At 48.1% G+C, this 17,860-nt stretch carries 17 protein-coding genes; 7 read left to right on the top strand and 10 right to left on the bottom strand.

What is annotated here, in order from left to right:
* The first annotated feature begins 18 nt into the window (after nt 1-18).
* The 7 genes from infB (at nt 19) to EGC76_RS00570 (ending at nt 8,701) form a co-directional block, all read left to right on the top strand.
* Entirely contained in the window at nt 19-2,703 is a 2,685-nt protein-coding gene (gene infB, locus EGC76_RS00600; protein WP_128351087.1) for a translation initiation factor IF-2, read from the top strand.
* Nucleotides 2,704-2,709: 6 nt separating this feature from the next.
* Complete coding sequence (gene rbfA / locus EGC76_RS00595) at nt 2,710-3,111, top strand: 30S ribosome-binding factor RbfA (protein ID WP_128351086.1); 402 nt, start codon at nt 2,710-2,712, stop codon at nt 3,109-3,111.
* Nucleotides 3,112-4,065, top strand: a complete 954-nt coding sequence (gene truB, locus EGC76_RS00590) for a tRNA pseudouridine(55) synthase TruB (RefSeq protein ID WP_128351085.1) — start codon at nt 3,112-3,114, stop codon at nt 4,063-4,065.
* A 115-nt stretch (nt 4,066-4,180) separates the two neighbouring features.
* Nucleotides 4,181-4,450, top strand: coding sequence for a 30S ribosomal protein S15 (gene rpsO / locus EGC76_RS00585; protein ID WP_128351084.1), 270 nt, complete (start codon nt 4,181-4,183; stop codon nt 4,448-4,450).
* 184 nt (nt 4,451-4,634) lie between these two features.
* Complete coding sequence (gene pnp / locus EGC76_RS00580) at nt 4,635-6,788, top strand: polyribonucleotide nucleotidyltransferase (protein WP_128351083.1); 2,154 nt, start codon at nt 4,635-4,637, stop codon at nt 6,786-6,788.
* Nucleotides 6,789-6,963: 175 nt separating this feature from the next.
* Complete coding sequence (gene nlpI / locus EGC76_RS00575; protein WP_128351082.1) at nt 6,964-7,857, top strand: lipoprotein NlpI; 894 nt, start codon at nt 6,964-6,966, stop codon at nt 7,855-7,857.
* The gene (locus EGC76_RS00570; RefSeq protein ID WP_164876765.1) at nt 7,799-8,701 is read left to right on the top strand and encodes a hypothetical protein; all 903 of its coding nucleotides are present in this window, start codon (nt 7,799-7,801) and stop codon (nt 8,699-8,701) included. Before nlpI ends, EGC76_RS00570 begins: the two co-directional genes overlap by 59 nt.
* On the opposite strand, the gene EGC76_RS00565 is transcribed toward EGC76_RS00570, so the two are convergent.
* The 10 genes from EGC76_RS00565 to mrdA all read right to left on the bottom strand — a co-directional run bounded on the left by EGC76_RS00565 (nt 8,682) and on the right by mrdA (nt 17,860).
* Nucleotides 8,682-9,083 carry an MAPEG family protein gene (locus EGC76_RS00565; RefSeq protein WP_128351080.1) on the bottom strand — a complete coding sequence of 134 codons (402 nt, stop codon included), beginning with the start codon at nt 9,081-9,083 and terminating at the stop codon, nt 8,682-8,684. The genes EGC76_RS00570 and EGC76_RS00565 overlap by 20 nt on opposite strands.
* Nucleotides 9,080-10,045, bottom strand: a complete 966-nt coding sequence (gene lipA, locus EGC76_RS00560) for a lipoyl synthase (protein WP_128351079.1) — start codon at nt 10,043-10,045, stop codon at nt 9,080-9,082. Before lipA ends, EGC76_RS00565 begins: the two co-directional genes overlap by 4 nt.
* On the bottom strand, nt 10,029-10,694 hold the full coding sequence (lipB, locus tag EGC76_RS00555; RefSeq protein ID WP_128351078.1) for a lipoyl(octanoyl) transferase LipB: 666 nt from the start codon (nt 10,692-10,694) through the stop codon (nt 10,029-10,031). The genes lipA and lipB overlap by 17 nt, the downstream gene beginning before the upstream one ends.
* Nucleotides 10,684-10,950, bottom strand: coding sequence for a DUF493 family protein YbeD (gene ybeD, locus EGC76_RS00550; RefSeq protein ID WP_128351077.1), 267 nt, complete (start codon nt 10,948-10,950; stop codon nt 10,684-10,686). The genes lipB and ybeD overlap by 11 nt, the downstream gene beginning before the upstream one ends.
* 4 nt (nt 10,951-10,954) lie before the next feature.
* A complete protein-coding gene (locus EGC76_RS00545; protein WP_128351076.1) occupies nt 10,955-11,803 on the bottom strand; it encodes an aminotransferase class IV in 849 nt (282 codons plus the stop codon).
* Between the two features lie 12 nt (nt 11,804-11,815).
* A complete protein-coding gene (locus tag EGC76_RS00540; protein WP_128351075.1) occupies nt 11,816-12,991 on the bottom strand; it encodes a serine hydrolase in 1,176 nt (391 codons plus the stop codon).
* Between the two features lie 72 nt (nt 12,992-13,063).
* Nucleotides 13,064-13,861, bottom strand: coding sequence for a septal ring lytic transglycosylase RlpA family protein (locus tag EGC76_RS00535; protein WP_128351074.1), 798 nt, complete (start codon nt 13,859-13,861; stop codon nt 13,064-13,066).
* A gap of 6 nt (nt 13,862-13,867) precedes the next feature.
* Nucleotides 13,868-14,869 (bottom strand): lytic murein transglycosylase B, encoded by a 1,002-nt coding sequence (gene mltB, locus EGC76_RS00530; protein ID WP_128351073.1) that lies wholly within the window; start codon nt 14,867-14,869, stop codon nt 13,868-13,870.
* A gap of 20 nt (nt 14,870-14,889) precedes the next feature.
* Entirely contained in the window at nt 14,890-16,002 is a 1,113-nt protein-coding gene (rodA, locus tag EGC76_RS00525) for a rod shape-determining protein RodA (RefSeq protein ID WP_128351072.1), read from the bottom strand.
* The gene (gene mrdA / locus EGC76_RS00520) at nt 15,986-17,860 is read right to left on the bottom strand and encodes a penicillin-binding protein 2 (RefSeq protein WP_128351071.1); all 1,875 of its coding nucleotides are present in this window, start codon (nt 17,858-17,860) and stop codon (nt 15,986-15,988) included. Before mrdA ends, rodA begins: the two co-directional genes overlap by 17 nt.

Below are 17,860 nucleotides of genomic sequence, written 5' to 3'. Positions count from 1 at the left end.
ACGGGGGTACTACAGACTATGGAAGAAGTAACGCTGGATAAACTAGCTAACGATGTCGGTACGACAGTTGATCGTTTGGTGCAACAGTTTGCGGAAGCAGGCATGAAAAAGCAGCCAGGCGACGGTGTGACGGAAGACGAAAAACAGGCCCTGTTAGCCCATTTAAACAAAGCGCATGGTGGCAGCGGCCCAAGTGAGCCGGCCAAAATGACGTTAAAGCGCAAAGAAAAGAGCACCTTGAGTATTGGTGGCGGCCCCGGCCGTAACAAATCCGTACAGGTTGAAGTACGCAAGAAACGCACTTATGTGAAGCGCTCAGCGCTGGAAGATCAGCAACGTGAAGAACAAGAAAAAGCTGATCAGAAAGCAGAACAAGAACGTTTAGCTGCAGAAGCCAAGCGCAAAGAAGAAGAAGCGAAAGCAGCGGCAGAAGCCAAAGCAAAAGCAGACGCTAAAGCGGCGGAAGAAAAAGCGAAGCAAGAAGCAGCACGCAAAGAAAAAGAAAAAGCGAAGGCCAAAGCTGAAGCGGAAAAACGCGCAGCAATGACACCTGAAGAACGTCAGAAAGCTGATGAAATCAAAGCTGAAGCTGATCGTTTGCGTAAAGCGCAAGAAGAAGAAGCACGTAAAAAAGCTGAAGCTGAAGCGCTAAAACAAGCGGAAGAAGCACGCCGTTTGGCAGAAGAAAACGAAGCGCGCTGGCAAGAAGAAGAAGCCAAGCGTAAAAAAGCTGAGCAAGAAGAAGTTCACTTCACCACATCACAAACCGCGCAAGCGGCTGAAGATGAGCAAGACGAAGGTGAAGAACGTCGTGCCCGTCGCAACAAGAGTAAGCGTCGTGGTAAAGATGACGAGCGTGATGAATCACCACGTCGTGAAAAACGTCGGAAAGGCTCAAAGCGTTCGACCTTGCAGCACGGCTTTAATAAGCCAGCCGCACCGGTAGAGCGTGAAGTGAAGCTTGGTGAAACCATCACCGTTGGTGAACTTGCAAACCGCATGGCTGTTAAAACCGGCGAAGTGATCAAAACCATGATGAAAATGGGTGAGATGGTCACGATTAACCAGGTTTTAGACCAAGAAACAGCGTCATTAGTCGTTGAAGAAATGGGTCATAAAGTGTTGTTGGTTAGTGAGAACGCGCTTGAGCAAGAAATTTTGGCAGACCGTAATGAGTCTGAAAACCAGCAGCAAGTGTCGCGTGCACCGGTTGTAACCGTTATGGGTCACGTTGACCACGGTAAAACCTCGTTGTTGGATTATATTCGTAAAGCGAAAGTGGCAAGCGGCGAAGCGGGTGGTATTACCCAGCACATTGGTGCTTACCACGTTGAAACCGATCAAGGCATGATTACCTTCCTTGATACTCCGGGGCACGCTGCATTTACCTCAATGCGTGCACGTGGTGCTGGTGCAACGGACATCGTTATCTTGGTTGTTGCAGCCGACGACGGCGTGATGCCGCAAACCTTGGAAGCGATTCAGCACGCGAAAGCTGCTGGCGTTCCATTGGTTGTTGCAATCAACAAAATGGATAAAGAAGAAGCTGATCCAGATCGTGTTAAAAACGAACTCGCGCAGCGTGACGTTATCCCTGAAGAATGGGGCGGTGACGTGATGTTTGTGCCGGTATCAGCTCATTCTGGCGAAGGTATCGAGCAATTACTTGAGTCAATTCTATTGCAAGCTGAAGTACTCGACCTAAAAGCTAATGCCAGTGGCATGGCCAAAGGTATCGTGATTGAGTCACGCTTGGACAAAGGCCGTGGCCCAGTGGCTTCGGTATTGGTTCAAGAAGGTACATTGCGTCAAGGCGATATCGTACTCTGTGGTCTGGAATATGGCCGTATTCGTGCGATGCGTGATGAGACTGGTCAAGAGATCAAAGAAGCAGGCCCATCAATTCCAGTAGAAATACTTGGTTTGTCGGGTGTGCCACAAGCGGGCGATGAAGCAACTGCTGTTAAAGACGAGCGTAAAGCCCGTGAAGTTGCAAATTACCGTCAAGGCAAGTACCGCGAAATCAAATTGGCGAAACAGCAGAAAGCGAAGCTGGAAAACATGTTTGCGAACATGCAAGAAGGCGACGTGCAAGAGCTTAACATTGTACTGAAATCTGACGTACAAGGCTCGCTCGAGGCTATTTCTGACTCATTGATGAAGCTGTCTACCGATGAAGTGAAAGTGAACATTATTGGTAGTGGTGTTGGTGGTATTACTGAAACTGACGCATCATTGGCAAGTGCCTCAAATGCTATCGTGGTTGGTTTTAACGTACGTGCTGACGCATCAGCGAAACGCTTGATTGAGCAAGACGCTGTTGATTTACGCTACTACAGCGTGATTTATGACCTCATTGACGAAGTTAAAGCGGCAATGGGTGGCATGTTAGCACCAGAATTCAAGCAACAGATTATTGGTTTGGCTGAAGTACGTGATGTATTTAAATCACCGAAAATTGGCGCCATTGCTGGTTGTATGGTTACCGAAGGTGTCGTGAAACGCTCTGCGCCAATTCGTGTACTGCGTGACAACGTGGTTATCTTTGAAGGTGAGTTGGATTCATTGCGCCGCTTTAAAGACGACGTTCAAGAAGTTCGCAACGGTATGGAATGTGGTATCGGCGTGAAGAACTACAACGACGTGAAAGTGGGTGACCAAATCGAAGTATTTGAAACAGTTCAAGTAGAACGGAGCTTATAAACCGAAATGGGCAAAGATTTTAGCCGTACTGACCGCGTGGGTCAGCAGTACCAGCGCGAAATAGCGATGATATTGCAGCGTGAAATTAAAGATCCACGCGTGTCGATGGTCACTGTGTCGGACATTGAAGTGTCGCGTGATTTGGCGTACGCCAAAGTATTCGTGACCTTTTTCAATGACGATGAAGCCTATGTAACCACCGCATTGAAAGTATTAAATGATGCGTCGGGTTTCATTCGGTCATTACTCGGTAAACGTGTACGCGCTCGGGTCATGCCCGAGTTGCGTTTCGTGCATGATCCTTCGTTGAATGAAGGTATTCGAATGTCACGGTTGGTTGATGAAGCGATTCGTCGCGATACTCACCGTGATGATGCCGGTGACAAGGATTCGAACGGAGACGATTAAATGGGACGTCGTAAGTCGGGCCGCAATGTAAGTGGCGTGATTTTGTTAAACAAGCCCCGTGATATCACATCAAACGCCGCACTCCAGCAAGTGCGGCGTTTTTTTAATGCCAATAAGGCAGGGCACACGGGCGCATTAGACCCGCTCGCAACGGGCTTATTACCATTGTGTTTTGGTGAGGCCACCAAAGTATCGCATTTTGCTCTTGAAGCGGACAAAACCTACCGTGTTGTTGCGCAACTTGGCGCTCGAACCACCACCAGTGACGCGGAAGGTGAAGTGGTTGAACGTTGCCAACCGGAAGCGCTTGAACGGCTAACACGCGACTTGATCGATAAAGCAATTATTCAGTTCACCGGCAGCCAAGAACAATCGCCATCAATGTACTCCGCGTTGAAGTATGAAGGGCGCCCGCTATATTGGTACGCTCGGCAGGGCATTGAGGTGCCACGCAAAACACGCACCATTACCATCCGTGCGATTACTTTCATTGATTGGTCGATTGAAAGTAATCAGCTGACGCTGGAAGTTACCTGCTCTAAAGGCACTTATATTCGTACGTTAATCGATGACATGGGGCAATGGTTGGGCTGCGGTGCGTATGTGCAGGAGTTGCATCGTACTTGGATTGAAGGGGTCGAGGGCCCGGTTCTCAGTATGGACGAGATAGCCGCAATAGCAGCCACTACGAACCCTGAAGAAGGCGATTATACTGCGGTTGATGCATTGCTACAACCGAATGACTGCGTGATTCGGCAAGTGCCGGCGGTGGAAATTGATGCTATTAATGCAATACGTTTCACCAGTGGTAATCCGGCAAACCTGCCCGAAGAGCCGCTGAATCCAGACCAGCCTATGCGCGTTTTTCGGGCCTCAGACGGGGTGTTCTTGGGGATTGGCATTTGGCGCGATGGTGCTTTGGCACCGAAGCGCGTGGTCAATTTAGCAGACTGAGATTAGCTGCTGTTAGCGTTGCGTTTTAGCGCGTTCATGCGTATAATCCACAGCGATTTCGTCGGTGCTGAATTAGTGATTGGCACTGACATCTTTTAACAATCAGGAGTAATATATGTCACTAACTGCGGCACAAAAAGCGGAAATCGTTAAAGAATTTGGTCAAGGCGAAAACGACACTGGTTCTCCAGAAGTTCAAGTAGCGTTGTTAACTGCGAACCTTAACGAGCTGCAAAGCCACTTTAAAGAACACGCCAAAGATCACCACTCACGTCGTGGTCTGTTGCGCATGGTAAGCCAACGCCGTAAATTGTTGGACTACTTGAAGCGTAAAGACAATCAGCGCTATGCAAGCCTGATTGAGCGACTCGGTTTACGTCGCTAAGCACTGTTCGAGCAAAGGGGCCCAACTGCGGCCCCTTTTTTGTTTAATGAAAAACTAAAGCGATATTGGATATTAGATATTAGATATTAGAAAATCGAGCCGGCATTTCGCTAGTATCTAATATCTAATATCTAGTAGCTAATAGCGCTTTAGAATTTAAGAGAAAGACAAAGGAAAATAACACGTGAATCCGATTACAAAGAAATTTCAGTATGGTCAACATACAGTAACATTAGAAACCGGCGCGATGGCGCGTCAAGCAACGGGTGCAGTTCTTGCAAGCATGGACGACACAACAGTATTAGTTACGGTCGTTGCCAAGAAAGAAGCTAAAGAAGGCCAAGATTTTTTCCCGTTAACAGTTAACTATCAAGAGCGTACTTACGCTGCAGGTAAAATCCCAGGTGGTTTCTTCAAACGTGAAGGCCGTCCATCTGAGAATGAAACCTTAACTTGCCGTCTTATCGACCGTCCAATTCGTCCACTCTTTCCTGAAGGCTTCAAAAATGAAGTGCAGGTTGTGGCTACGGTTATCTCGGTAAACCCGCAAATTAACCCTGATATTGTTGCCTTGATTGGTACCTCTGCAGCGCTTGCTATTTCTGGCGCGCCGTTTGCTGGCCCAATTGGTGCAGCGCGCGTTGGTGTTATCAACGACGAATACGTGCTTAACCCGACAGCTGATGAATTAGCAACTTCGAAGTTGGATTTGGTTGTTGCTGGTACTGCAGGCGCAGTATTGATGGTTGAATCAGAAGCACAAATGCTGTCTGAAGATGCGATGTTAGGCGCGGTTGTTTATGGTCACGAGCAAATGCAAAGCGTGATCACTGCAATCAGCGAATTCGCAGCAGAAGCAGGCAAAGAGAAGTGGGATTGGCAAGCTCCAGCAACCAACGACGCGTTGCTTGGTAAGATTAAAGATTTAGCAGAAGCGGGTATCGGCGATGCATACCGCATCACTGAAAAAGCAGAGCGTTACGAGAAAATCTCAGCACTGAAAGCTGAAGTGACTGAAAAGTTACTTGCTGAAGATGAAACGTTAAACACCAAAGAAATTGGCGATTTGTTCCATTCGTTGGAAAGTAAAGTTGTACGTGGCCGCATTATTGCTGGCGAGAAGCGTATCGACGGTCGTGAACCTGATATGGTTCGTGCGTTGCACATTGCGACTGGCGTATTGCCACGTACTCACGGCTCAGCTGTATTTACGCGCGGTGAAACCCAAGCTTTAGTGACCGCTACCTTGGGTACGGAACGCGATGCACAGATGATTGACGACCTGTCAGGCATGATCAGTAATCGCTTCATGTTGCATTATAACTTCCCTCCATACTGTGTGGGTGAGACCGGCATGGTTGGCTCGCCGAAGCGTCGCGAAATTGGTCATGGCCGTTTAGCGAAGCGCGGTGTGCAAGCAGTTATGCCGTCGCAGGAAGAATTCCCGTACACCATTCGTGTGGTTTCAGAAATCACTGAATCAAACGGCTCAAGTTCAATGGCGTCAGTATGTGGTACGTCACTGGCATTGATGGATGCTGGTGTACCGATTAAGGCATCGGTTGCAGGTATTGCTATGGGTCTGGTGAAAGAAGGCGATAACTTCGTTGTTCTTTCTGACATTCTTGGTGACGAAGATCACTTAGGTGACATGGACTTTAAAGTGGCGGGTAGCACTGAAGGTGTCACTGCACTGCAAATGGATATCAAAATTGACGGTATCACCCGTGAAATCATGGAAAAAGCCTTGGCTCAAGCTAAAGCTGCACGTTTGCACATTTTGCAGGTCATGGACGAAGCGATTTCTGGCGCTCGTACTGAGCTTTCAAGCTATGCGCCACGTTATACCACTATCAAAATTAATCCGGATAAAATCCGTGACGTGATTGGTAAAGGTGGTGCGGTGATTCGTGAATTAACTGAAAGCACAAATACCAACATCGAAATTAATGATGACGGTACCGTGCGCATCGCAGCAACTGATCAAGAATCAGCTGACGCAGCAATTGCCCGCATCGAAGAGCTAACAGCTGAAGTAGAAGTAGGCCGTATTTATCAAGGTAAAGTAGCGCGTATCGTCGATTTCGGCGCGTTCGTGACAATTCTGCCAGGTAAAGATGGTTTGGTTCATATTTCACAAATCGCTGAAGAGCGCGTGAATGACGTAAACGAATACTTGAAAGTTGGTGATGTAGTACCAGTTAAGGTACTCGAAATTGACCGTCAAGGCCGTGTGCGTTTGAGCATGAAAGATGCGTCTGACAAGCCAGCTGCTGCACCTGCTGCAGAAGCAACGGATGCAACTGAAGATAACTCAAGCGATAACGCTGAGAGTTAATCAAAGGCAAAGCTGATATTAGATATTAGATATTAGATATTGGATATCGGATAAGGGCCGCGCTTTGGCGACAAAGCGCGGCCCTTTTATTTATATTTCTTAACATTCCGTTTTCGTCTTTTTTGTCAATCTAAGTTATTATGCTTACATCATGTTATAGACAAGGTCGTGCTTCATGAAAATCCGTTTTGGGGCGTTAGCTTTGGTTGCCCTGATGCTCAGCGCTTGTGCGCAAACAGGGCCATCACAAAGCGCTGCGTTAACCAATTTGTTTGTGGTTACGCCACAAGCACCTGATATGCGTTACCAGCTAGAAATCGCTAAACTCAATGAGATTGTCGCGCGCGACATGGAATTGCCGGAAGAAAGCCAAGCAGAGCTTCTGTATCGCCGCGGCTCGCTTTACGATGCCTTGGGTCTGGTTACCCTTGCTCGTATCGATTTTAATCATGCCTTAGAGTACAACCCGCGTTTAGCTGACGCCTATAATTATTTAGGTATTCATTACACCCAACTGGAAGAGTTTAATTACGCGTACGAAATGTTCGATGGGGTATTAGAGCTTGAACCTGACCACCCATACGCAACGCTGAACCGCGGGGTGAATGCTTATTATGACAATCGTATTGATCTCGCAATTGATGATTTCACGACCTTTTACGAAGCCCAACCGGATGATCCTTATCGGGTTATCTGGCTGTTTTTAGCAGAAGTTGAAGAAAGCCATGAAGCGGCAAGGCTTGCTTTGGCGCAACGTCGTGTTGAACACGGCAATACCGATTGGGGCTGGAGCTTGGTTGATTTAATGCTCGGAGCAATTGATGAGCAAACATTTTTAAAAGGGTTTGCGGTGCGCGATCTAAAGCCGGATGAAACGCTGGCAGAGCGGATGTGCGAGACCTACTTCTACTTAGGTAAACTGAAGCAAATGGAAGGTGATTTTCAGGCTGCTTCGGTGTACTTCAGACTCGCCATGAGTACCAATGTATTTATGTTCCTTGAGTACCGCTATGCGAATTTGGAACTCGAACGCAGTAAACAAGCGATTGAAGCTGCGTCAGCCAAGTAGTCGCGTCGCCAGGCAATGGGCGTTAATCATAGCGTGCTGCGCGAGTTTGTTGTCGCCCCATGCCGGTGCCACAACAATTCCGGAAGCCTTTGAGCAAGCAGCGCGAGCGGCACAACCACAATTAGCCGGACAACAGTGCGGTGTGCTTGCTGCCGTAACATTGTGGCTACCAGAACAGCAACAAGATCAACCGTTAGCAATGTTATCAAGATGGCAGCATCACCCGTTGGCTGCCTTTATAAATTGTTTTTCCGTAGCAACGTACACCCCAGAACAATTAAACTGCACCACGGTTGGTATGCGGGGTCGGGCTCAGTGCGCCTTACGCGAAGCACACCACAAGAACAATCGCCGGATTTTGTTTGTGGCCGATGAGCTTGGTATTGCGAGCAGTCAAAATCATTCTATTGTGTTGCCCACCAATGCATCATTAAGCCTGTTTGCCCATGAAGTCGCACACTGGCTAGGGTTTGTCGATGAATACGCGATGAGCGAAGAGCTGGCTGACAACTATTGTGCTGGGCGTTACGCGCATCCAAGCCTTAATGTTGTGACCACTGCAAGCACAACACTTGATCGCGATGCGTTGATTGATTTGTGGATGCAACTGCCGTGGCGTTTTGCAGTACCTGATTGGCGAGCACTAGGGCAGCCATTAGATACCAATGAGCAGCGCTGGCGGTTGGGGTCGACGGACGAAGATGTTGGTTTGTATTCGATTGCGACGTGTCAGCAAACTGAGAGGTATGCATGGCGCCCAGTAAATACTATGACGCCAATGCAATATTACGATATTGGCCAGTGGCCTGATTTGTATCTAGAGCTTATTGCCCGACCACGGTAATTGCCGTTTGTGCAATCATTAATACCGGGCACAGCAGCGCAAATAACCATACCAAACTGCGTAGTTTATCCCAATTGGTTAAATAGAATACGTGGTAGGCAATGCGTAAGCCGATAAAGCTCACCGCTAAGGTGGTGTTTAACGCAGTAAGTTGCTCAGTAACAATGACCAACAATACGGCCGCAGCGAACAGAGGAAATGCCTCGTATGCGTTGTAGTGGCCTGCAACTGCACGAGCGCCAGCACCGGTTAAACGTTGCTGCTGCGCGCGCGGATGGCGATTGTCGTAGCCTTTGTCACGGTTTTGAAAGTAAACCACGGGTGCCTTGGCGGCAATCGGCAACAAACCAGCAATAAGTAAACACCAAATGAGCGTACTCATTTCACTTCCTTCCCAGCAGCTTGCATATCAGCATGGTATGACGAGCGGACCAGTGGGCCAGAAGCTATATGGGTAAAGCCCATTTTCTCACCTTCTTCACGGAACATTTCAAACTCTGCTGGTGTTACATAGCGAGTCACTGGCAAGTGGTGGCGGCTTGGCTGCAAATATTGGCCAATTGTCAGCATTTCAACATCGTGTGCACGCAAGTCACGCATGACATCGAGAATCTCTTCATTGGTTTCACCCAAGCCGACCATTAGCCCAGATTTGCTGCGCACATCTGGACGTGCTTTCTTATAACGCTGCAATAAATCCAATGACCACTGATAGTTAGCTCCTGGGCGCGCTGCTTTATACATGCGCGGCACGGTTTCGAGGTTGTGATTGAACACATCAGGTGCTTCGTCAGATAAAATATCGAGTGCAACGTCCATACGACCGCGGAAGTCAGGTACCAAAACTTCGACTTGAATACCCGGGCTGTGTGCGCGAATTTCGCGAATACAATCCGCAAAATGCTGAGCACCGCCGTCACGCAAATCATCGCGGTCGACCGAGGTGACCACGACATATTTTACTTTCATGTCACGTACAGTCGCGCCAAGTTTAACAGCTTCTTCGGGGTCAACTGGCAATGGACGACCATGCGCAACATCACAGAATGGACAACGTCGTGTGCAAATCGCACCTAAGATCATGAAGGTTGCGGTGCCGTGATTAAAGCACTCGGCTAAGTTAGGGCAAGAAGCTTCTTCACACACTGAGTGCAAACCGTGCTTACGCATGGCTTGCTTAATTTCGTCAATGCGTTGGGTTGATGCTGGTAGCTTCACCTTCAGCCATTCTGGCTTACGCAACATTTGATCGCGTTCAGTTGGGACAATCTTGACTGGAATCAACGCCATTTTATCGGCGTCACGTAATTTTACTCCAGGTTCAACTCTAACTGGCTTTGACATAATTTCTCGCGAATCCTGTTTCTTCAGTCGTGTGTTCATAACCCAGCAATTTAGCAAATATCTGGGTGACGTGTTGCGCCGCTTCGCTTACGCTTTGCGGCCCATTCAAATCAATACTTTGTACCATTTCCATGCCGGCGTAACCACAGGGATTAATGCGTAGAAACGGAGTTAAGTCCATGTCGACGTTTAACGCAAGCCCATGAAACGAACAGCCTTTACGTATACGCAAACCTAAAGAACATAGTTTAGCACCGTTAACATAGACACCTGGCGCGTCTGGACGTGCTGCCGCCTCAACGCCGTATTCGGCCATCATTGCAACGATTGCATCTTCAATCGCATTGACCAGTTGGCGCACACCCATTTTACGGCGACGAATGTCCAACAAGAAATAGACCACCAATTGGCCTGGGCCGTGATAGGTGACTTGGCCACCGCGGTCAACTTTCACAATTGGAATGTCGCCGGGTGCCAAAATGTGTTCTTCTTTGCCTGCCTGGCCTTGCGTAAACACCGGGTCGTGCTCAAGTACCCAAAGTTCATCGGTGGTGTGCTCGTCACGTTCATCGGTGAACGTTTGCATAGCTGTCCATACCGGTTCATAGGGTTGCCGACCAAGATGGCGAATAATCAGTTTAGAGGACATAACGAACTTCTTCGATATCGGCAAGAGCGCGATATAAAGTCTCAATGTGTTGCTGACTGGTTACTTGAACCTGAATGGATATCGAATGGTAGTTGCCTTTACTACTCGGCTTTACCGAAGGCGAATAATCACCCGGTGCATGCTTCTGAGCAACGGCAACGACAGTATCCGGAAGTTCTGGCGTGGCGAGTCCCATTACTTTAAAGGTAAAATGGCATGGAAACTCAACCAATTCGTCAAAGCTAGTTTTTTGCATGCTTTTACTCCTGAATTAGGTGTCGTTTGCTGGCGTGAAACGCTTCAGCTAAACGCGCGGTAACTTCACCGCACTGACCATTGCCAACAATTATATCATCAATTTGACCAACCGGCTGCACTTCGCGGCTTGAGCTGGTTAGGAATAACTCATCGAAGTGGTGCAGTTGGTTGACATAAATAGGTTCTTCAACCGTGTCAATTTGCAGCTGTTGCGCAAGGTGCAGTACCCATGTGCGGGTGATACCTGCCAAAATCAAGTGATCAGCTGGCGGGGTCAGTAATTTACCTTGGTGCACAGCGAAGTAGTTACACGATGCGCCCTCTGTAATACGCCCGTCACGATGAAGGAGAGGCTCTATTGCGCCACGCGCAGCGGCCTTGCGCTTTAACATGATATTGCCTAGCAAACTAATGCTTTTAATGTCACAACGTTGCCAACGGATGTCGTCAAGAACCGCCACTTTGGCCGGTTGGGGTACCTGCCAATGCACGTGTAATGGTGAACTACAGGCGAATATAGTGGGTTGCAAATCGCCTGTTGGTAAGTGCGAACGCTGTGCCTCTGCACCCATGGTCACTTGAATATATACCAGGCAGTCACTGTCTGCATTGCGTTGTATCAATTCAGCAACCAAGTTGTTCCAAAAGTCTTCGGTGGGTGTTTGAATGCCAATTTCTGTAAGTGACCGATGCAATCGTTGCAGGTGCAATTCAAGTAAGAAAGGGTGGCCTTGATAGACGGGAACAACTTCATAAATGCCGTCTGAAAACAAAAAGCCTCGGTCGAAGACCGAGACTTTTGCTTGTTCACTGGCGAGCCATTCGCCGTTCAGATAAACCGTTGTGGTCATACAAGTGGTGACCTACGATTCGTCGCTAAATTGTTGTTTTGCCCAATCCATGAAGCGCTTAAAAATGCCGCCTTGTTCAACACTGTTGAGTGTGACCAGCGGGTAACTGGCAATGTCTTCGCCTTCCAGTTGCAGATAAACAGTACCTACTTGGGTACCTTTCGCAATAGGTGCCTCAAGGGTTTGATTAAGCTCGAAGTTTGCTTTCAAATTATTACGTTGGCCTTTAGGCAGCGTAATAACAACAGCTTCAGTCACACCTAACTGCACGGTGTCTTGCTCGCCGCCCCATACGCGATGGTCAACAAAGCTTTCGCCGGCTTGATACGCAGTAACGGTTTCATAGTAACGAAAGCCGTAGTTAAGCAATTTTTTGCTTTCAACTTTACGGGCTTGTTCGCTTGATGTGCCCATGACGACTGCGATAAGACGTGTATCGCCCTCAGTTGCAGATGAAACAAGGCTATAACCTGCTTCGTTGGTGTGGCCGGTTTTTATGCCGTCCACGTTCATGCTGCGGTCCCACAGTAATGAGTTGCGGTTGTATTGCTTAATATTGTTGTAGGTAAACGATTTTTCCGCGTACAACGAATATTCTTCAGGCACATCACGAATTAATGCGCGAGCCAAGGTGGCCATGTCACGTGGTGAGCTATATTGATTTGGATCAGGAAGGCCATGACTGTTGGCAAAACTGGAATTAGACATGCCCAATTCAGCCGAGTAAGTATTCATTAAATCAGCGAAGGCATCTTCGCTACCGGCAATGTGCTCGGCCATAGCCACGCAAGCATCGTTGCCTGATGAAATAACAATACCGCGATTCAAGTCGGCGACAGAAACCTGTTTACCAACTTCGATGAACATTTTCGATGATTCAGGGAAGTTTTTGGCCCAAGCATTGTTGCTAATAGTCACCAAGTCATCGTTATTGATGCGCCCGGCTTGCAACTCGCGACCAATAATGTAGCTGGTCATCATTTTGGTCAAACTTGCCGGAGCTAATGATTCGTCTTCATTACCTGCGGTAATGACATGACCGGTGGTGTAATCAATCAGAATGTAACCTTTGGCATTGATTGATGGTGCCGGGGGAACAATTGCGGCTTGTGCGACTGCTGTAAAAGCGGCTGCAGTGAAGACAACTGTGCGAACAAAATGACGGAGTACACGACGCATAGTATTCATTCTCTGGTTTGTTTAGCTCTAGATGAAAAAAAGGGTGCTGAATATAGCACAAACAACGGTAAAACGCAGTGATTAGGGCACTGCAACCCGAAACGCATCTGGATAGCCGGCATTTCGTAACTGTTCCAGCAATTCATTCGTTTGTGGTTCAGCGAACGGCCCCAAAACTACACGATATAGACCATTGTTTGGCTGAGTAGTTGCAGGAACTTGGTATAAATCTTGTAATTGTTGCGCTTCGGCCTTTAAGCGCTCGGCGTCGCTACCGGCATGAACTTGAATATAAAACTGTTCAATGTCGTCCAGCTTCAATGGTGGCGTAACGGCTAACATCTCATTGTTGGAACTCGGTTGCAGGGCTTCAACACGCACACGGGCGGTACCAGAGTTCAGCATATCGAGCTTGTAGGCCGCAACGTATGAAAGGTCGATAATACGGTTGCCATGAAAGGGGCCGCGGTCGTTTACACGAACCACTACGGATTTTTTGTTATCAAGGTTGGTGACCCGAACGTAGGTTGGCAGCGGCAGTGTTTTGTGTGCAGCACTCATGGCGAACATGTCATAAATTTCGCCATTGGAGGTTAAATGGCCATGAAACTTTTCACCATACCAAGATGCTGTGCCTTCTTGACTGAATGCAGACACGTCATCAAGGATGTGCCAGGTATTACCGAACAGTGAGTAGGTACGGTTGCCTTGGCGACTTGGTGCTTCGAAGGTGGGTTCTGGCTCAATTAATTCATTCGCGGTAGGTAAGCGGGTTGGAATCGAGTCATGTTTCTGGCTATAACGCGAATTCGAAGCCGTTGAGCATGCACCAAGCACACTCACCAGCAAAATAATGAAAACAAAACGAAGTCCAACCATAAGTAATTAGCGCGCTTGTTGTAGTTGTTGACTAAATTGGTAAACCGCCATGGCATATAACGGACTGTGATTATATCGCGTGATCACATAAAAATTATGCAAGCCCAGCCAGTATTCATTATTTTCCACCTGCTCAAATTCGAATACTTTGCCAAGCATATCATCGCTTAACGCATGACCTTCTGGTAATTTTAGACCGTCTTGTAAAAGGTTAGCAAGCGTCGCTTCAGGCTTTAAACCTTTGCTGACCAATTCTGCATGGGTGTCTGTGGTTGCCAGCTTGAGCGCTACAGGGGCGTTTTGCTTCCAGCCGTGACGTGAAAAGTAGTTGGCGACACTACCTATCGCATCGACGGGGTTGCCCAATAGGTCACGCACTTCATCGCCGTCAAAGTCGACAGCATAGTGCCGGTATGATGACGAAATGAATTGGCCATACCCCATAGCGCCGGCGTAAGAGCCCATTAACTCGGTTGCAGGTAGCGATTCTTCACGCGTTAACAACATAAACTGTTCAAGTTCAGAGCGAAAAAACTTGGACCGCGGCGGGTAATGAAAGCCGAGTGTGTAGAGCGCATCGAGCACACTGTATTTGCCGCGGTATTCGCCGTAAAAAGTTTCGACGCCAATAATGGCAACAATGATTTCTGCAGGAACGCCATAGGTTTGTTCTGCGCGTGCTAGCGTATCTGCATGTTCTTGCCAAAATTTGAGGCCAGCACTGAGGCGTTTTTCCGTCAAGAAAATAGGATAATACTGGTGCCACGGTTTGGCTTCCCAAGGTCGGGCAATCGCTTCAAGAATAGTTTCGTTCCGTTCTGCCTGGGCGAGTAGTTGTTCAACTTCAGCGCGTTTGAAATCGTGCTTCGTGACCATTTGCTCAATAAATTGTTCGGTTTCTTTGGCCGTTTCATCCTGGGCCACAGCCGCTTGCGAGAATAGCCCCAATCCGCATAGTGCGAAGATTATCTTGGCGATGCTTAGTCGTGAAGGTACGAAGCCACTCATTGCATTACTCCTGTGATGTTTTAATCATGCATAACCAAGCGTTGGTTTGTCGCTATAGCCATCAGTAAACCAAACCCGGCTAGCAATGTCACCATTGACGTGCCGCCATAGCTGATTAACGGTAAGGGTACACCAACCACCGGCAATAAGCCGGAAACCATGCCGATATTTACAAGAACATAAACAAAAAAGGTCAATGTTAAGCTACCGGCCAATAATTTCTGGTACACACGTTGCGCACGCATCGAAATAATCATGCCGCGGAAAATTATAAATCCATAAACCAAAAATAGGCCGATAACACCAACCAAACCGAATTCTTCGCTAAACACAGAGAAAATGAAATCCGTATGGCGCTCAGGTAAAAACTCGAGTTGCGACTGCGTGCCTTGCATCCAGCCTTTGCCCTCAATACCACCTGAGCCGATGGCAATTTTTGACTGGATAATTTGATAGCCAGCGCCGAGTGGATCCCGTTCAGGATCTAAAAAAGTGAGTACGCGCTGACGTTGATAGCCATGCATCAAAAAGGTCCAAAGAATTGGAATGAACGCTCCAATAGCAACTGCAAAAAATGTAATTAACCGCCAGCTAATGCCCGCTAAGAACAACACAAAAATACCTGAACAAGCGATAAGCAATGAGGTGCCCAAGTCAGGTTGTTTGGCAATCATTAACGTTGGCACCATCAATAAAATGAAAGCGGCTGCCATACGGCGCTTGGTTGGGGGAATACCGTGTTCTGCAATAAACCATGCGATGGCCATAGGTACAGCCAGTTTCATGATTTCGGAAGGCTGAATGGTAGCGACACCCAGATTTAGCCAGCGCTGTGCGCCTTTGCTGGACTCACCAAACAACAGCACGCCCAATAGCAGCACCACACCAATGGCAAATAACGGCAATGAGAAGCGCTCAATGGCGCCCAGAGGTATTTGTGCGATGACCAACATGCCAATGAAGGCAATACCGATACGTACAATTTGACGCTGTGTCATCGCCCATTCTTGGCCGCTGGCTGAATAAACAGTAGCCGCGCTAATAACCGCCAATAGTAACAGGCCAACAAACAGGGGACCGTCAATGTGAAAGCGGGTAAACCACTTACTTTTTTGATCAGCGCTTTGCATCATCCCGCTCCTGTTGGAAATAGAAGTCCAGTAGTTTTCTGGCCATTGGTGCGGCAACGCTGCCGCCACCGCCAATGGTATTTTCCGCTGCAATCACCACCACCACCTCCGGATCTTCAGCCGGGGCGTAACCGACATACATGGCATTATCACGATAACGTTCATCAATTTCTTCGGCATTGTATTCTTCTTCTTGGCCGATGCTGCGCACTTGCGCGGTACCAGTTTTACCACCACTGGTGTAGGTAGCATCAGCGAAGGCTCGGTGCGCAGTTCCCTTAATAGAACTGACTGTCAGATTAAGCGCATTGAGCACGACGTCCCAGTTTTCAGGTTTTTTCAGTGTGACCGGTTCGCGTGTTTCAACTACGGCAGGTAAGACAACTTCACCCTCTTGCAAGGCGTGCAACAGCCTAGGCACGGGGCGTTCGCCTCTATTTGCTACCACTGCGGTACCCACTGCCAATTGAATTGGGGTAGTGGTCCAATAGCTTTGACCAATACCTATAGAAACGGTTTCACCGGCATACCAAGGTTGATTAAAACGCGCACGTTTCCAGCCGCGGGATGGCATCACGGCCGTTGATTCTTCCGCGATGTCGATACCGGTACGCTCGCCAAAACCATAACGAATCATGTCATCATGAATTGCATCAATACCGAGCTTTAGGGCAAGGTCGTAATAAAAAGTATCACAGCTCTCAACAATGGCTGATGTGACATCGGTCCAACCGTGCCCCCATGCTAACCAGTCACGATAGCGGTGATCGACACCTTCAATTTGAAACCAACCTGGATCCCAGATGCGTGTTTCCGGGGTAATAGTGCCTTGTTCCAGCCCTAATATTGCAAGCTGCGGCTTAATTGTTGATGCAGGTGGGTAGCCACCTTGTGTTGAGCGATTCAATAATGGTGAATGCTTCGAGTTTAGTAGGCTTTGATATTGCGCGTAAGAAATGCCTTGAGCAAACCAATTGGGGTCGTAACTAGGTTTACTTACCATCGCACGAATAGCCCCATCGCGCGGGTCCATCAGGATAATTGACCCACGGTCGTCAGCCAGTAAATCATAGGCAAATTGCTGCAGTTCAACATCGAGTTCTAAATAGATGTCTTGGCCCGGTACTGGCGGTTCAATCGATAGCGTGCGAATGGCGCGGCCATGAATGTCTACTTCTACCTGTTGGTACCCGATGCTGCCGTGTAGCAATTCTTCGTAATAACGTTCGACACCTAATTTCCCAATGACACGTGTAGCGGCATAGTTGGCGTGTCGACCTTGCTCACTTAAGTCAATTAAGTCATTGCGATTGATTTTCGCCACATAGCCTAAGGCGTGGGTTATTGCATCACCGTACGGATAGTGGCGTACTAAGCGAGCTTCAATACTGACCCCTGGGAATTCGTGTTGGCGAACGGCAAAACGTGCCGCCTGCTCTTCAGTGAGTCGGTCGAGCAAAATCACTTGATTAAAACGACGTTCACGGCGGCGGTTATCGTGAAAAGCCTGTAACGTCTGCGCATCAATGTTGAGTAAGGCTTGCAAATCAGCGAGGGTTTGTTCGAGATTACTGACTTTCTCAGGGGTTACTTCAAGACTTAAAACAGGCCTGTTTTCAGCCAAAATGCGGCCATGTCGATCATAAATGATGCCACGATTAGGTGCCAATGGAACAACCTTAATACGATTGTCATTGGAACGCGTCTGGAAACTTTGATGATCGACCACCTGCAGATGATACATGTTGGTCAGCAGCACCCCGAAGGCAATCACAACAAGAATCAGGCTTACGAAAACACGTCGCCCGAAGAGCGCGGATTCAGCGTGATGATCTCGGATGGTTACGCGGCGATGCTTCAT

It is taken from the genome of Pseudidiomarina gelatinasegens (genome assembly GCF_004025325.1).
Taxonomy (GTDB): domain Bacteria; phylum Pseudomonadota; class Gammaproteobacteria; order Enterobacterales; family Alteromonadaceae; genus Pseudidiomarina; species Pseudidiomarina gelatinasegens.
The sequence above is the reverse complement of the archived record's forward strand: the minus strand, read 5'-3'. Positions and strand labels throughout refer to the sequence as shown.

Coding starts and splice junctions, on each gene's coding strand:
- EGC76_RS00545 (WP_128351076.1), bottom strand. CDS start 11,803: ATGACCACAACGGTTTATCTGAACGGCGAATGGCTCGCCAGTGAACAA.
- rbfA (WP_128351086.1), top strand. CDS start 2,710: ATGGGCAAAGATTTTAGCCGTACTGACCGCGTGGGTCAGCAGTACCAG.
- EGC76_RS00570 (WP_164876765.1), top strand. CDS start 7,799: ATGCGAATTTGGAACTCGAACGCAGTAAACAAGCGATTGAAGCTGCGT.
- EGC76_RS00565 (WP_128351080.1), bottom strand. CDS start 9,083: ATGAGTACGCTCATTTGGTGTTTACTTATTGCTGGTTTGTTGCCGATT.
- lipB (WP_128351078.1), bottom strand. CDS start 10,694: ATGTCCTCTAAACTGATTATTCGCCATCTTGGTCGGCAACCCTATGAA.
- ybeD (WP_128351077.1), bottom strand. CDS start 10,950: ATGCAAAAAACTAGCTTTGACGAATTGGTTGAGTTTCCATGCCATTTT.
- mltB (WP_128351073.1), bottom strand. CDS start 14,869: ATGAGTGGCTTCGTACCTTCACGACTAAGCATCGCCAAGATAATCTTC.
- EGC76_RS00540 (WP_128351075.1), bottom strand. CDS start 12,991: ATGAATACTATGCGTCGTGTACTCCGTCATTTTGTTCGCACAGTTGTC.
- truB (WP_128351085.1), top strand. CDS start 3,112: ATGGGACGTCGTAAGTCGGGCCGCAATGTAAGTGGCGTGATTTTGTTA.
- rpsO (WP_128351084.1), top strand. CDS start 4,181: ATGTCACTAACTGCGGCACAAAAAGCGGAAATCGTTAAAGAATTTGGT.
- mrdA (WP_128351071.1), bottom strand. CDS start 17,860: ATGAAGCATCGCCGCGTAACCATCCGAGATCATCACGCTGAATCCGCG.
- EGC76_RS00535 (WP_128351074.1), bottom strand. CDS start 13,861: ATGGTTGGACTTCGTTTTGTTTTCATTATTTTGCTGGTGAGTGTGCTT.
- rodA (WP_128351072.1), bottom strand. CDS start 16,002: ATGATGCAAAGCGCTGATCAAAAAAGTAAGTGGTTTACCCGCTTTCAC.
- infB (WP_128351087.1), top strand. CDS start 19: ATGGAAGAAGTAACGCTGGATAAACTAGCTAACGATGTCGGTACGACA.
- lipA (WP_128351079.1), bottom strand. CDS start 10,045: ATGTCAAAGCCAGTTAGAGTTGAACCTGGAGTAAAATTACGTGACGCC.
- nlpI (WP_128351082.1), top strand. CDS start 6,964: ATGAAAATCCGTTTTGGGGCGTTAGCTTTGGTTGCCCTGATGCTCAGC.